Consider the following 14,029-nt stretch of genomic DNA (forward strand, 5'->3'; position numbering starts at 1 on the left):
GTCCTTTAAGTGATTAAAAAAGTTGAGTTAATATAAATAAATAACGTTGCTACTAAACATGTTGCCACTCAAATAGTACACAATCTAAAGTAGCATATGGTCGTTATTATAACAAAAAGTGGCATTATTCTACACCATTTATCAAGAAAATTCTAGGACCATCACACGGTGGCATATTCTTCTAGCTTTAGCAAGGGGCTTTCTACCGCTAGCATCTGATGTCCCAAACAAAAAGTTGTTTAATAAACCAATCTAACCAGTGGCGATTACTGTTACTTTAGCGTTTAAGGCATCATGTTTCTATATGTTTCTATTCTCGCATGAGTGCTTTTTTAATTTTTTTATCTGTTTTATATTGATCTAAAGCATATATGGCCCAAATTGTTGCAGGTAACCATCCAAGAATGGTCACTTGTAGTAACAGACAAATGATGCCAGCTATTGGGCGACCTATTGTAAAAAATGTCAGCCAAGGAAAAATTAATGAAATAAGTAAACGCATATTGCCCATCCTTTGATTAATTAACCCATGCCCTCCAGCAAAACCTAACGTCTGTTAATATCTTTGGCGTATCTTGTTGAGTACATGGATATGACGGTCATGATATTTGGTTTTCACCATTGGTCATACACTAGCATCATTTATATTGATTGTCTATTATGGCGACGGCAATGCACTGAGTAGGGTGTCAGCGCTGACATCTCCACCCACCTAAATTTAAATTAAAGATGATGGGCGAAAAGTGACCCATGGTCAGTTAAAAAACGCATAACGCATGCAGAGAAAGCTTTGAGGTGTTGGTGCTTTAAGGCATTGTGGAAAGACATAAAAAATTTGGTTGGCGGTGAAGGAGGGATTCGAACCCTCGATACGCTATTAACGTATACACACTTTCCAGGCGTGCGCTTTCAACCACTCAGCCACTTCACCGATTTTAAGCGAGATATTATAGCTGAATTTTTGCTATTTGTCATCTTTTATTGATTATTTTGCAACCATCTCCCTGTGGCTAAAATAAAAATGGTATGGACAACTTGCTCAAACAGCTTGGGTAAATCTTAGTAAATTCCAGTAAATATTAGGGTCTGTTGAACATTCATATCTTAAGCCATTGATAAGCAAAGGCTAGAACCACATTATTTTCAAAGTTTCTTTTTAGCTTATCAAAGCGTGTGGCAATCGCTCGATAATCTTTAATTTTGCAAAAAGCGTTTTCGACTAAATGCCGAAACTTATATAAATACCAATCCATGTGGTCATTGGATTGCTTACTATTTGATTTTTGTGGAATGTTTGCATGCGTTTTTTTTCTTCAACATACGCACGAAAATCCTGTGAATCATAGCCTTTATCAGCACTTAGCATGACAACATTGGTTAAATCAACTTTATCTACCAAGTCTTTTGCCATTTTGATGTCATGGGTTGTGCCATCAGTGATGATAAAGGTAATTGGATTGCCATGAGCATCAACGGCTAAATGTATTTTAGTTGTATTACCCCCACGACTTTTAGTAATCGCTTGGTCTTTAGGGTTTGCTCCACTGCTATGTTGATGGGCTTTGATGTAGCTACCATCAATAAAGACCCATTCCATGTCTGGTTGGTTTATTACTTTGTTAAACAGTAAAATGAGCTTGTTATTGGCTGACCAACGGTTGAAGGCTTTGTAAACTGTCTTGTGTTTCTAAAAATATTTGGGTAGGTCTCGCCATGGTAAGCCTACTTGCATTCGATACAATATACCTTCTACAGTCTTTCGTAAGTTGGGTTTGTCATACAATCCAATTTCAAGTGGAATGGGTTTAAGTCTTTTGTATTGCTTATCATTTAGCATGAGTCTGGGCTTAGTCATAGCGAGTAGTTCTCTTTTTGGGTTAGAGCTTAAAGTGTACTATCTCGCTATTTTTTTTGGCAAAATTTTCTTTCTCAATGTTCAACACACCCTAGATAAATCATCTTCCAATATCAGCAATTGATATCTTATCGATTTTACCTGAGCTGTCTTCTAATAAAATAGCCAATCTTTTAAGATTGACTATTTTATATTAATTTTGGCTTATCTTGTTGGTATTACTTACAAGTTGGGTGAATACCAAATGGACTTCTTAGATTTGGTCGTTTAACAAGACTTATGTCTTGATCATCAGATAATATGGGAAAATAAACTCCGCGGAGCTGGCTAGATTCAGAACCATCTACAAGAGTAGCAGCAGTCATATCCATGGTGAACCAATCAGCATATTCTTTTAAATAACGAATTTGAAAATCAGCTCGACCATTTTCATCTGTTATTAAATTATAAACACCATTGTTAGACGTACTCACTAGATTTTTGGATAAAATACTCGCTTTATATCCAGGATCTAATTGACCATTATTATTATTATCTTCACCCATATCAAGAATGCTATTAAAGTTCCGATCTTCATTTGCACATTCTTGACTTTCTTGTTCCCATAATTTTTCTTTATTTTTTATTACAACCTTAAACTTGCCTTTAATATACGTCTTGGGTTTTAAGGAAATGGTGATCAGTTGATTGGCAGCAGGCTGACCACTATTATTAGTTACAAATGCTGAGCCATTACGGAAATAATATACTTTTGATTCATCGTCTGATATTTTATCAGACAAACCAACTGCAATGGATGAAGCCGTTGTTTGAACCGTTAATTTCACTTCTGCAGGTCCAACAGAAACCGTATTTACTTTACCATCAGGCAACTCCACTGCATTCACCTTGGCTTGAATACGAACCCCTCCATTAGCAGTCGGATTATTACCTGAAGTGTAAGCAATAACACCAATGCCATTTTCATCAGTTTTTACAATAGCTTGATCGATATGACCACCTGAGCTGTCTTCAACCACAGAAAAATTAACAATGGCATTTTTTACAGCACCTCCTTTAGCATCTAATACTCGCACCTTCACTTCCGTGGAAGAGTTAGTGGTCATTTGAATATTTTTAGCTTGTAATAAGAGTTTATCAGGTTTAACTGAAACAAATCTTAAATTCTTAGATTGTTTCTTATTTTTGTATGTTGCTGTTAAGTTAAAAACTCCTGGTGCAATAGATCGAATTTTAAAAACAGCCTTACCATTTGATATTGTAGCTGTCTGACTGCTACTACCATTCTGACTGCCATTATCATTGGTGAATCGTCCTTTGGTGGTTGTTAAGGTGACTTTATCACCGTTAGATGCATCTGGCACTAATACTTCTATTTCTTCAATCTTATCTACAACGATATCACTAACCCTAGATATGGAAATACCTTTATCAACAACTGCTGCCAGCTTAATAGCTGCATTAAATGTTTGTAATTCATCTTTTTTGGGATTGGGATTAACAACAATATCGAATATGTAGCCATCATCTTCCTTGATTAATTGAGTACTGCTTATGCCAGAAAATGTGAATTGACCATTACTGTCTGTTTTTACAGACGCTATTTGCTTGTTTGCATTCATCAACGCAACTTCAATATTAGCAATGCTTCTATCTGAGCCATCAATCAGACGACCAGTGATATTTACTCTGTCTTGATTTGATATCATATTTAGGTTGCTACTAATGCCAAGAATTCTAGTACCAACAACCTGAAGGGGCAGACTCATGGTTTCAACTGCATTTTTAGTATCATCAACGGTAATAACCAGCTTAGTCTCATGATTTAAACGAGACAAAGATGTGGTACTAGACTGTTCTAATTGAATCTGTACCTGACCTTTTTCATCTGTTATTTGACTAGACTTACCCGCCAGCGTGATACCATACTTAACTGGATCGATAATTGAGAAGTTAACGGGAACACCACTTTCAATGCCACCATCTTTATTTCTGACATTGACCGTCACTGTCATGGTGTCTGTGCCTGTTTTTAATCTAGGTTTAGACGTGGTAATATACAGATCATACACTGAGTTCTTTTCAGCAGTAACTTTCTTATCTGTTCCTTTTAGATTTAGGGTTGCTTGACCATTACCTAAACTTGCAGTTATGGTTAATCCTTTGTCTTTCAGATGCTGTTTTTGTTCTGGTGTTAAAGTATTGACGACTTCTAATGTAATGGTGGCAACGCCCTGTTTATCTGTCTTAACCACACCAGCATTTTGATTAAAGACCCCTGTCAAAGTGGGATCGGTAATGGAGAATTTCACTTCTTTATCAGCAACAACTCCGTAAGTCTTACCATCTACCGCTCGCACTGATACTTTCACAGTTGTGCCACGGTTTAGCATGAGTGCAGGTACACTTGAAGTCATATAAAGTGCATAATTATTATTTGATGATTCTGATTCTGCCTGATTATCGCTTGGGGTTGGCACAACCCCCAAATCAGGGGCAGGAACAATTGAGTCAACGCTACTGCCACCACCGCCACAACCAGCCAAAACCAATGCTGTTGATAAAGCAGTCAGATGAAATGCCTTGGAAGTCCAAGTAAGAGCTGATTTTGACATATCTTGTCATCTCCGTAATGTCATAAAAAATAATCTATCAATCAATTTGTCAGTCATTGATGGTTTAAAGCATTGATTATCTGCCTAAATAATTCAAAAATCTCACTTAGTACATGTGATCATTTGCAGTATCTTAATCTTACAATGTCGCTTTATTGCAGTATAAGTTTAGAAAAAATAGGTGATTTCATACAAAAAAATTGACATGTACCACAAATTTCAATCCATTCTCAATGTTGCAGAAATCTTTGCATAACTTTACTTTGTTTGTCACAAACTTACAACCTAAAATATCAAATAATCTGTTGTCAACGCAAATTTTTGGGCTAAACGGCAAAAGCTCATCAAATTATTTGCTTTTTTTTGGCAAAAGTGGTATAAATTACCGCTTTAAAATTTCGTCCAACACACTCAGCATACTCAATCCATAGCCATCTGTTTGCCTTTAACTGGTGGTCATTTTTTGATGTTGGGTGTTATTATCATTTGCTTTGCCAGCGTTTGTTTGTGTCCATGCCACTTACTCTACAAATGCCCTAGCACACTGTGAAAGATGTCCCTATGTGGGCATCAATAGATTAGGAGTTCCCCATGTCTCGAGTCTGTCAAGTGACTGGAAAACGCCCCATGGTGGGCAATAATGTTTCGCATGCGAACAACAAAACCCGTCGTCGTTTTCAGCCAAATCTGCATAACCATCGTTTTTGGGTAGAGTCAGAAAATCGCTTTGTACGTTTGCGTGTTTCTACCAAAGGCATGCGTATCATTGATAAACACGGTATCGATAAAGTCCTGGCTGATTTGCGTGCCCAAGGTCAAAAAATCTAAGACTGTCAACCCAATCAGCCCAATCTTATCTGTCAATTTGGAGCAACCCCATGCGTGATAAAATTAAATTAGTTTCAAGTGCTGGTACTGGTTACTTTTATACCACCACAAAGAACAAACGCACCATGCCTGGCAAAATGGAAATCAAAAAGTTTGATCCAAAAGCTGGCAAACATGTTATTTTTAAAGAAGCCAAGATTAAATAATTCAAAAGGTGGTTTATTTTAAACACCTGATTTAGACATCTTAGGTTAATAAATGCCAAACGCCACCATACATGATGTATGGTGGTGTTTTTATTTTTATGGTTTTTTGCGTAACGCATGCTTTTCATGCGTCATGAACAGGTTCAATGGGCTAAAACAACAATTCTCGCTTGCCTGATTTGTCCATGGGGCTGATGAGCCCTGCTTCTTCCATGGAATCGACGATGCGGGCGGCTCGGTTGTAGCCAATGCTAAATTTTCGTTGTAGGCTGGAAGCGGAAACTTTGCGAGTTTCCATAACAAAGGCAACGGCTTCATTGTATAAGTCATCGTCTTCACCTGAGTTGTTGCCACCACTGCCAGATTCTATGGGATTAAAGTTATCAGAAAAATTGTCGATGTAGTCAGGAGCACCTCGCTCTCGCCATGCTTCACACACTCGGTTGACTTCTTCATCACTGACGAATGCCCCATGTACCCTTTCTGGTTCGATTTGTCCAGGCCCTAAAAACAGCATGTCGCCATTACCCAGCATGTCTTCTGCACCACCACTGTCTAAGATGGTGCGTGAGTCCACTTTTGAGTTGACTCTTAGGGCAACTCGCACAGGAACGTTGGCTTTGATAAGCCCTGTGATGACATCAACCGATGGGCGTTGGGTGGCTAACATCAGGTGAATGCCTGCGGCTCGAGACTTTTGGGCAAGTCGGGTGATGAGTTCTTCGGCTTGTTTGCCCACCTGCATTATCATATCAGCAAATTCATCTGCTACGATGACAATCATGGGTAGGGTTTTGAGTTTGGGAGCTTTGTCAATGCTAACACTGTCATTAGGTCGCCATAGGGGGTCGATGATGGGTGTGCCTGCTTGTTCGGCTGCGATGACTTTTTTATTAAATTCTTTGAGCTTACGCACTTTAAGCAGGCTCATGAGTTGGTAACGGCGTTCCATTTCTGCCACGCACCATGACAGGCTGCTGGCAGCTTCGGTCATATCGGTAACCACAGGGGTCAGCAGATGCGGAATGTCATTGTAGTTAGCAAGCTCAAGCTGTTTTGGGTCGATGAGTATCAAGCGAAGTTGCTCTGGGGTGTATTTTAGCAGTATGGACAACAGCATGGCGTTAACCAGTACTGATTTTCCTGAGCCTGTTGTGCCCGCCACCAGCATGTGGGGGGCTTTTGCTAAGTCGGTGATGATGGGTTTGCCACCGATGTCTTTGCCCATTGCCATGCTGATTTGCCCTTTGGGGTCTTTATATTTATCGGTGGCAAGCAGTTCGATAAGCCGTACCATTTCTCGCTTACGGTTAGGCACTTCGATACCGATGTAAGGCTTACCTGGAATGACTTCCACCACCCTAAGCGATGCCATGGACAGTGAGCGTGCCAAATCTCTGGAGATGCTGACAACTTTACTGGCTTTAACCCCTGCTGCTAACTCCACTTCAAAACGAGTAACCACAGGTCCTGGAATGGCATTGACCACGTCAGCTTTGACATTAAAGTCTTGTAGTTTTATTTCCAGCAGTTCAGATAATTGCCGTAGCTCTTGAGCAGTATAGCTGGGCTTGCGGTTAGGGTCAGGCTTGTCCAGTATGTTCAGTGGTGGCAAGGTTGGCAGGTTGGCACGATATTTGGCGGTGTGCATGGCTCGAGATTTACCAGCAAACGCCATGTCATCATGAATGTCTGGCATCACCATATGGTTATTGGTCATGTTATTGCCATTATTCATGTTATTGCCATTATTATTGTCATTGCCATTATTATTGTTGTTATCATCGTCATCATCATTAACCATATCGGTGATAAGGTTACTTTGTGCCACATCTGGAACATCAAAACGAATGTTGGGCGGTGTGCGTTGCTTTAATGCGTCATGGTTAATCTTGGTTTGACTGATGTTTGTTTGCTCTGATTCAGGCGATTTAGGCATGATGCTTTTGGTTTTAGGCATCATGTTGACGTGTTCGATATTCTTAGCTGTCCGTTCACTGTCTTCTTTGTGAGTTAAAGAATGCTCTTGATGCGGTTTTAGTGGGTTGGCAGGTGGGGTGTTATTGGGGGTAAAAGATTTTTTTTCATTGCTGTTCCACCCTGAGTCATCGTCCCACCGTGGTTTATCGTTCCATAAGGTTTCATATGCCCAAGATTTATCATCAGTCATGTTCATCTCATCAATCGGGTAATCAGTGGGTTTATCAATGTATTGATGGTCAAATTGATGAGATGGTGGTAACTGTATATCTGGAGCGCTGGGCGTGGTTGATATTGTGGACACTGGAGGCTGTTTCTGTAGAGGTTGATGAGAGATGGGATAATCTGGTAAAGGAGGTTTGTCATGCTGATTTTCTGTATGGTCAATCTGAGCATTGGCCATCTGCTCGGCAATGATTTCTTGTAGCCCTGTCTGCTTGACAAACTGACGCAAATAGCTGCCCACTGGGTTGTTTTGGTTGTTACTGGCTTTAGCTGTCTGTGTTAATGACATTGATGAGCCAAAATTATCTTGACGTGTATGGGTTTGTTCATCAATTGGTTTGTGTTGTTTATCCGCTTGTCTGTCCACAAGTGGCAAGGGTATTTGACGGGCGGCGACATTGGTTTTGTTAACATCAGGTTGATTTGGCTCAAATTCATCATCTTGTTTATCCATGGCATCACGCAGGCTATTTTTTGCTTTAAAAATAGGCAATTGATTATCCTGCTGTGATCCACGCCATTGCAATGATAGCAGTTGAGTAAAAAATGCTCGCCAATAAATGTCAAACGTCATCGTCATTAACGCAAAGATAAACAGCAGTGAAAACAAAAAACTGCCCCATGTCCCAAGCACTGCTTGTAAGCGTTTTCCAAGCTCATAACCAGCCACGCCTGTGCTTTTGATGCCCAGCGATGTTTGGCTTGCCAAGTCAGCCGTTTGTCCTTGACCAAACCACGTACCCATCGCATACAATCCCACCACATACAGTAAGGTGGCACTGCTCATCAGCAAAAACAAATAACTGACTGCTCGCACCAATGCCCATCTGACCCCACTGCTCCGTCTTTCCCACCAAATCAATGCCGCTTCATACAGTGCCATCAGTACCAACCAGTAAGCTGCCAACCCAATCATGGATAACAAAATATCCGCAAGCCACGCCCCAGTTGTGCCTCCCATGTTGGTTATCTCTGCCATGTCGGTGCTGATGTGCGACCAACTGGGGTCATTGGGTGAGTATGATGCCAAAATCACAAACACATATAACCCCAATGACAACCACCACAAGGTTAAGATGCCTTTTTTAACGTACACAATCACTTGCTCAATGGACACAGAAATCACCACCTGATGCTGACAGCCCTTTGCCAAATTTTTCCATCATAACAATGTTAACAACATTAATTAATCATTCATGTTGTTAATGTTTTTAACACTATTAATATGGTTAATAACGTCAACCACGTTAAAGACATTAACACGTTAATAAGGTTAAGATGGGTTGGCAATCAACATAAAAGAGATACGGGCAAAATTGATAAAACCCCCATTATAACAAACCCCAAAAACCGCATGACAAAAAATGGCATAAATATGGCATAAATAATGACTTAACCAATGACACAAACCATCGCTTAGATGGCGACTTAAGCCTGCTGTTGTGTTTGTTCGGCACTGATTCCAAACAATCGCTTATGCTCTCGGCTAAATTGATTGGGGCTTTCATAAGCGACTTGTAAAGCAATTTGGGTGATGGTGGTTTTGTGCAATAAAATCAGCCGTTTGGCTTCATTGAGCCTGAGCATTTTTTGATATTGTATTGGGGTCAGTTGGGTTTTGTGTGGGTGAAAAATGTGGTACGATGGGGTTATTTTTACTTGCCAATTAGCAAAAGTAGCAAAAAAAAGATACCCATTCTTTTCGCATGATGCGATGCTGTTGTGAGCCAAACTGGTTATCTATCATATGCACATGGCTGTCAAACAATGCAAACAATGGCAAGGACTAAAAACAGCCAGTTAATTTCTACCCAAATCCAGTTTATAATGCCCAATTATGAATAGATTAATTAGCATAAACGAAGCGTCAAAACGATTAGGTGTCTCTATTTCTGCTCGTTTATACGGCTCACAAAGCAAGAAAAACAAAAAAGTCTTAGAAACAGTTAAGGCAATGTTGGAATGACTATAATTCGTGGACACATCATAGAACTTAAACCCAATAACAAACAAGCCACCCATCTCAAAAAAGCGTGTGGTGTTGCAAGATTTGCCTATAATTGGGCATTGAGCGAATGGCAAAAACAATATGAAGCCGATAAAAATTACCGTGAGACTTGCCAAAAATTAGGTTTAACCCTTGACGAAACCAAACTTCACAAACCCACACAAGGCAAACTAAGAAAACAGCTTAATGCCATTAAGCGTGAACAATTCCCCTTTATGCTAGAAATTACCAAATGCTCCCCACAACTTGCCATCATGCAACTTGGAGATGCCTTTAAACGCTTTTTTAAAGGCGAAAGCAAATACCCCCAATATAGAAAGAAAGGTGTCAATGATAGATTTAGCCTATCCAACGACCAATTTAAACTTAAAAGTAAAAATAACAAACCACACATTCAAATCCCCAATCTGGGCTTGGTTAGAATGACCGAACATCTAAGATACAATGGCAAAATCCTATCCGCCAAAGTTTTTACCAAGGGCGGTAAATGGTTTGTATCAGTTGCCGTTGAACTTGATGAAATTAACAAACCATTAAACAAAACAGGCGAACAAGTTGGCATAGACTTAGGCATAAGTGATTTAGCCGTATTATCAGACGGCACAAAAGCACAAGCTCCTAAGCCATTAAAAACCAAACTCAAACAATTAAAACGACTAAGCAAACAGCTCAGCCGAAAACAAAAAGGCTCTAAAAATCGTGAAAAAGCGAAAACCAAGCTATCACGGCTACGTTACAAAATCAGTTGTATCAGAAAAGACTTTACTCATAAGCTCACAACACAACTTGTCAAAAGTTATGACGTGATTTGCCTTGAAAACCTTAACGTTAAAGGTATGGTTAAAAATCGCAAGCTTGCAAGGTCTATCCATGATTTGGGATTTTATGAATTTAAACGGCAACTTATTTATAAAGCCAACCAATGGGGCAAGACCATCAAAGAATTGGACAGGTTTTATCCAAGCTCTAAAACTTGTTCAAATTGCGGTTTTATTATGGCAAAAGAAAACTTGACACTTGCGGTTAGACATTGGATTTGTCCTAGTTGCCATGCCAATCATGACCGTGATATTAATGCAAGTATCAATATTTTAAATCAGGCAGATAAGGTTTTAACTTTATCTTAATATTAATCGTTGGTGGGTAAGTTCTATCCCCAATTAAAAACGCCTATGGAGTTGATGTAAGTCCAAGTTCAAACGAATAAGGCAAACAACGTTGAAGTAGGAATTAAACGCTAAATTTGCCTTTGGGTGAATTTAGGTAGGTTTTAAGGAACGGCAGGATATTTTTAATGGCACGCAATCACACAGGCAAATATTTGCTGATTATGATGGGTTTATGTTGCTCTGGCTGGGCGTATGCTGATGATAAGATGGGGCATGACAGTCATGGTTTTGATGCCCCAATTGAAGTCAGTAGCTTCACCCCCATTCACGAGTCAATGAATGAACAAGTTGCGGTACAAATCAGCGACCATATTGCTGAGCATTCCACACACATACCATCTCCACCCACTTATGACATTCATGTACCTGATTATTTAAGTCTAAGCCAAGCCCAAGCCTTATTACTTAAAATCTCCCCCAAAATCGCTGCTGACAATGCGTTGATTGTCAGCAATGAACAACGGGCAAAAGCCAGTCAATCATTGAATAAACCCATCATCTATCTTGGAGCAACGGCATCTCATTTACACCTTGACGAACACATCAATACCCAACCTTTAAAAAACCGTTTAAGTGATGGCATCAATCAACAAATTGGTCAAAATAGCCAAACGTTACCCATCAACCCATCTGCCAATCCATCTGTGAACATTGGTGAGTTATTAACCAATCCCCTACCCGATACCTATGCCCTTGATACTGATAAAACCCGCAGTCATGCCAATGTAACCTTACTTTGGTCAGCTTATGATGGACAACGAGCCAAATCACTCACCCAACTGCTTAATGGCATGACTGATGAAAGCCGTGCTGATGCTGATATTTCATTGGCAGAACAATACACCACCTTAACCAAACGATATTTTCAAGTTCAACTGGCGATTAAAGCTGCATTTTTACGCAGTCAAGCCCTACAAGCCATCAAAGAGACCGATTATGCGGCACAACGAGCCTTGGATATGGGGCTTATCTCCCGATTAGAACGCTTGGAAGCCAAAAAAGCCTTGGCAGACGCTGATTATGAAAACACCAAAGCCTTAAATGATGCAGAACTGGCAATGAATGCCCTACAACGACTGATGCGGACACCATACCCAATCAAACCAACCACACCCCTATTTATTTCAACCAAACCCATACCCAAGCTGAGTTATTTTATTGAGCAAGCCAAACAACATCACCCTGCCTTTGCCAAGGTCTCTGCCAAATACAACCAAGCACATGCCCTACACGCCATGGGTAAAGCAGGTAACAAACCCACGGTTAATGTGTTTATGCGTGCTGAACTGGACAAAAATCCCAACTGGTTGGTTGGTGTTTCTGCTAATTGGAAGCTGTGGGGTGGACTTGACCAACGATTGCTTACCCAGTCTAACCTTGCCAAATTGCACCAAGCCGAATTTAGCCAAATTGACATCAACGACAACATCATGCTATTGGTAGAAAAAAACTGGCAAAGTTTAAAAAATGCTCAAAAAAATTACATCGCCCTTGCCAGCAACATAGAAATGGCAGAAGAATTGGTGCGATTTCGCCGATTGGGATTCCAAGAAGGCATGAATACCGCTGTGGAAGTCATGCAAGCTGAAGCCAACTTGGAAAAAGCCAAAACAGAACAAGCCAAAACCGCCAATGACTATGTACAAGCCCTTGCTGACTTAATGCAAAGTTGTGGCACACCATTGGCATTTAATCACCACATGCAGACTGCTGATGTCAAGTTGCCTGTCGTTTACTTACAATACCAACACGATTAAACCACCAAACAATCATTAAACAATCATTAAACAATCATTAAACATGGATTAAGCACAAATTAAACACAGATGAAATAACGGATAACAAAAGCACCCCATACTCTCATGCCCCATGCCATTATTATATACAGTTACATTCCGTTACACGCCATAAGCAGGTTTTTTATGACTGATTCTGATAACGCTTTTAACCAGCACCAGCCCAACAACCCAAACCAAACCAACAACACAAACCAAACCAACAACACAAACCAAACCAATTATCCAAATACCCCACCCATCTTAACGACCAACAGTAACAACATGGGCCATAAATCCATTAAAACGCCCAACCACAACCGCCGTCTTATCATCAGCCTAATCATACTGGCGTTGATTGTCTTTGTGGTTTGGGGGTTGATAAAAGACAAAACTGCCATAGACACCGCCCCCATCGTGCTACAAGGGCAGATACAAGTACAACAAACACCCATCGCCGCCAAAGTGGCAGGACGCATTGCCCATATTCATGTCAAAGAAGGCGATGACATTCACGTTGGCACTCCCTTGATTGACATGGACAGCCCTGAAATCAACGCCAAAATAGAAGAAGCCCAAGCCGCCAAAGCCATGGCACAAAGCCAACTGGATAAAGCCAACAACGGTGCAAGGCCAGAAGAAATACAAATGGCATATCACCAATACCAAGCCGCCAAAGTGGCTGCCGAACTTGCCAAAACAACCCATCAACGCATTGACCGATTAACCAATGAAGGGTTGATGAGTGAGCAAAAACGAGATGAAGCACGCACTAACCACATCGCCAGCGACAATAAAGCCCAAGCCGCCAAAGCCCAATATGAACTTGCCAAAATGGGCGCAAGAGAAGAAGATAGAACCGCTGCCAAAGCTCAGCTTAAACAAGTGGAAGGCAAACTCAAAGAAGCCCTTATCGCCAAAGAAGAAGCCAACTTAAAGAGTCCCATCGCAGGTCGGGTTGATAAAATCATCGCCAAAGCAGGGCAAGTGGTGGGGCAAGGCGTGCCATTGGTCAGCGTCATTGACCCAACAGACCAATCGCTTGCTTTAAATGTGACCGAAGACCACTTGCAACACTTTGCCATTGGCAAGTCGTTTACCGCCACCATTCCTGCCTTGTCAGTCAATGGGCAAACCCATGAACAAACGTTTATTGTGTATGCCAGCTCGGTATTATCTGACTTTGCCACATGGCGACCCACCAACAGCCAAGACGGTTACGACATGCGTACCTTTGAAGTGCTGGCACGTCCCCAATACCCTAACACACAACTGCGTCAAGGCATGAGCGTGTTGGTTGAAATCCCCAAATAAACCAAGCAGAGCCACTGACCGAAACGGTAAACAGGCACAGTGAACAGGAGCATC

Annotated in this window: 9 protein-coding genes, 1 tRNA gene and 1 pseudogene; 5 read left to right on the forward strand and 6 right to left on the reverse strand. The window is 40.7% G+C overall.

Going from position 1 to position 14,029, the window contains the following annotated elements; all coding sequences use genetic code 11:
- Nucleotides 1-310 precede the first annotated feature (310 nt).
- From WDM69_RS07275 to WDM69_RS07290, 4 genes and pseudogenes are all read right to left on the reverse strand, one after another.
- Nucleotides 311-502 (reverse strand): YqaE/Pmp3 family membrane protein, encoded by a 192-nt coding sequence (locus tag WDM69_RS07275; RefSeq protein WP_078308325.1) that lies wholly within the window; start codon nt 500-502, stop codon nt 311-313.
- 338 nt (nt 503-840) lie between these two features.
- Nucleotides 841-931, reverse strand: a tRNA-Ser gene (locus tag WDM69_RS07280).
- A gap of 166 nt (nt 932-1,097) precedes the next feature.
- A pseudogene (locus WDM69_RS07285) lies at nt 1,098-1,855 on the reverse strand (IS5 family transposase).
- A gap of 218 nt (nt 1,856-2,073) precedes the next feature.
- Nucleotides 2,074-4,470 carry a hypothetical protein gene (locus tag WDM69_RS07290; RefSeq protein ID WP_078308327.1) on the reverse strand — a complete coding sequence of 799 codons (2,397 nt, stop codon included), beginning with the start codon at nt 4,468-4,470 and terminating at the stop codon, nt 2,074-2,076.
- 591 nt (nt 4,471-5,061) lie between these two features.
- On the opposite strand from WDM69_RS07290, the gene rpmB reads away from it, so the two are divergent.
- Nucleotides 5,062-5,298: a 50S ribosomal protein L28 gene (rpmB, locus tag WDM69_RS07295; RefSeq protein WP_078308330.1), complete on the forward strand. Its 237-nt coding sequence runs from the start codon at nt 5,062-5,064 to the stop codon at nt 5,296-5,298.
- 50 nt (nt 5,299-5,348) lie between these two features.
- Nucleotides 5,349-5,504, forward strand: a complete 156-nt coding sequence (gene rpmG / locus WDM69_RS07300; protein WP_078308331.1) for a 50S ribosomal protein L33 — start codon at nt 5,349-5,351, stop codon at nt 5,502-5,504.
- Nucleotides 5,505-5,655: 151 nt separating this feature from the next.
- On the opposite strand, the gene WDM69_RS07305 is transcribed toward rpmG, so the two are convergent.
- Together WDM69_RS07305 and WDM69_RS07310 are read right to left on the reverse strand one after the other, a co-directional pair.
- The gene (locus tag WDM69_RS07305) at nt 5,656-8,862 is read right to left on the reverse strand and encodes a DNA translocase FtsK (protein ID WP_338755228.1); all 3,207 of its coding nucleotides are present in this window, start codon (nt 8,860-8,862) and stop codon (nt 5,656-5,658) included.
- A gap of 275 nt (nt 8,863-9,137) precedes the next feature.
- On the reverse strand, nt 9,138-9,440 hold the full coding sequence (locus tag WDM69_RS07310; RefSeq protein ID WP_205760133.1) for a helix-turn-helix domain-containing protein: 303 nt from the start codon (nt 9,438-9,440) through the stop codon (nt 9,138-9,140).
- 231 nt (nt 9,441-9,671) lie between these two features.
- On the opposite strand from WDM69_RS07310, the gene WDM69_RS07315 reads away from it, so the two are divergent.
- The 3 genes from WDM69_RS07315 to WDM69_RS07325 all read left to right on the forward strand — a co-directional run bounded on the left by WDM69_RS07315 (nt 9,672) and on the right by WDM69_RS07325 (nt 13,975).
- On the forward strand, nt 9,672-10,844 hold the full coding sequence (locus tag WDM69_RS07315) for an RNA-guided endonuclease InsQ/TnpB family protein (RefSeq protein ID WP_338755229.1): 1,173 nt from the start codon (nt 9,672-9,674) through the stop codon (nt 10,842-10,844).
- Nucleotides 10,845-11,011: 167 nt separating this feature from the next.
- Complete coding sequence (locus tag WDM69_RS07320) at nt 11,012-12,643, forward strand: TolC family protein (protein ID WP_338755230.1); 1,632 nt, start codon at nt 11,012-11,014, stop codon at nt 12,641-12,643.
- Between the two features lie 165 nt (nt 12,644-12,808).
- Complete coding sequence (locus WDM69_RS07325) at nt 12,809-13,975, forward strand: HlyD family secretion protein (RefSeq protein ID WP_338755231.1); 1,167 nt, start codon at nt 12,809-12,811, stop codon at nt 13,973-13,975.
- The last annotated feature ends 54 nt before the right edge of the window (nt 13,976-14,029 follow it).

It is taken from the genome of Lwoffella lincolnii (genome assembly GCF_037201985.1).
Classification (GTDB): Bacteria; Pseudomonadota; Gammaproteobacteria; order Pseudomonadales; family Moraxellaceae; genus Psychrobacter; species Psychrobacter lincolnii.

Excerpts from the sequence above, each read along its gene's own strand:
- WDM69_RS07275 (WP_078308325.1), bottom strand. The coding sequence starts at position 502 with ATGCGTTTACTTATTTCATTAATTTTTCCTTGGCTGACATTTTTTACA.
- WDM69_RS07290 (WP_078308327.1), bottom strand. The coding sequence starts at position 4,470 with ATGTCAAAATCAGCTCTTACTTGGACTTCCAAGGCATTTCATCTGACT.
- rpmB (WP_078308330.1), top strand. The coding sequence starts at position 5,062 with ATGTCTCGAGTCTGTCAAGTGACTGGAAAACGCCCCATGGTGGGCAAT.
- rpmG (WP_078308331.1), top strand. The coding sequence starts at position 5,349 with ATGCGTGATAAAATTAAATTAGTTTCAAGTGCTGGTACTGGTTACTTT.
- WDM69_RS07315 (WP_338755229.1), top strand. The coding sequence starts at position 9,672 with ATGACTATAATTCGTGGACACATCATAGAACTTAAACCCAATAACAAA.
- WDM69_RS07320 (WP_338755230.1), top strand. The coding sequence starts at position 11,012 with ATGGCACGCAATCACACAGGCAAATATTTGCTGATTATGATGGGTTTA.
- WDM69_RS07325 (WP_338755231.1), top strand. The coding sequence starts at position 12,809 with ATGACTGATTCTGATAACGCTTTTAACCAGCACCAGCCCAACAACCCA.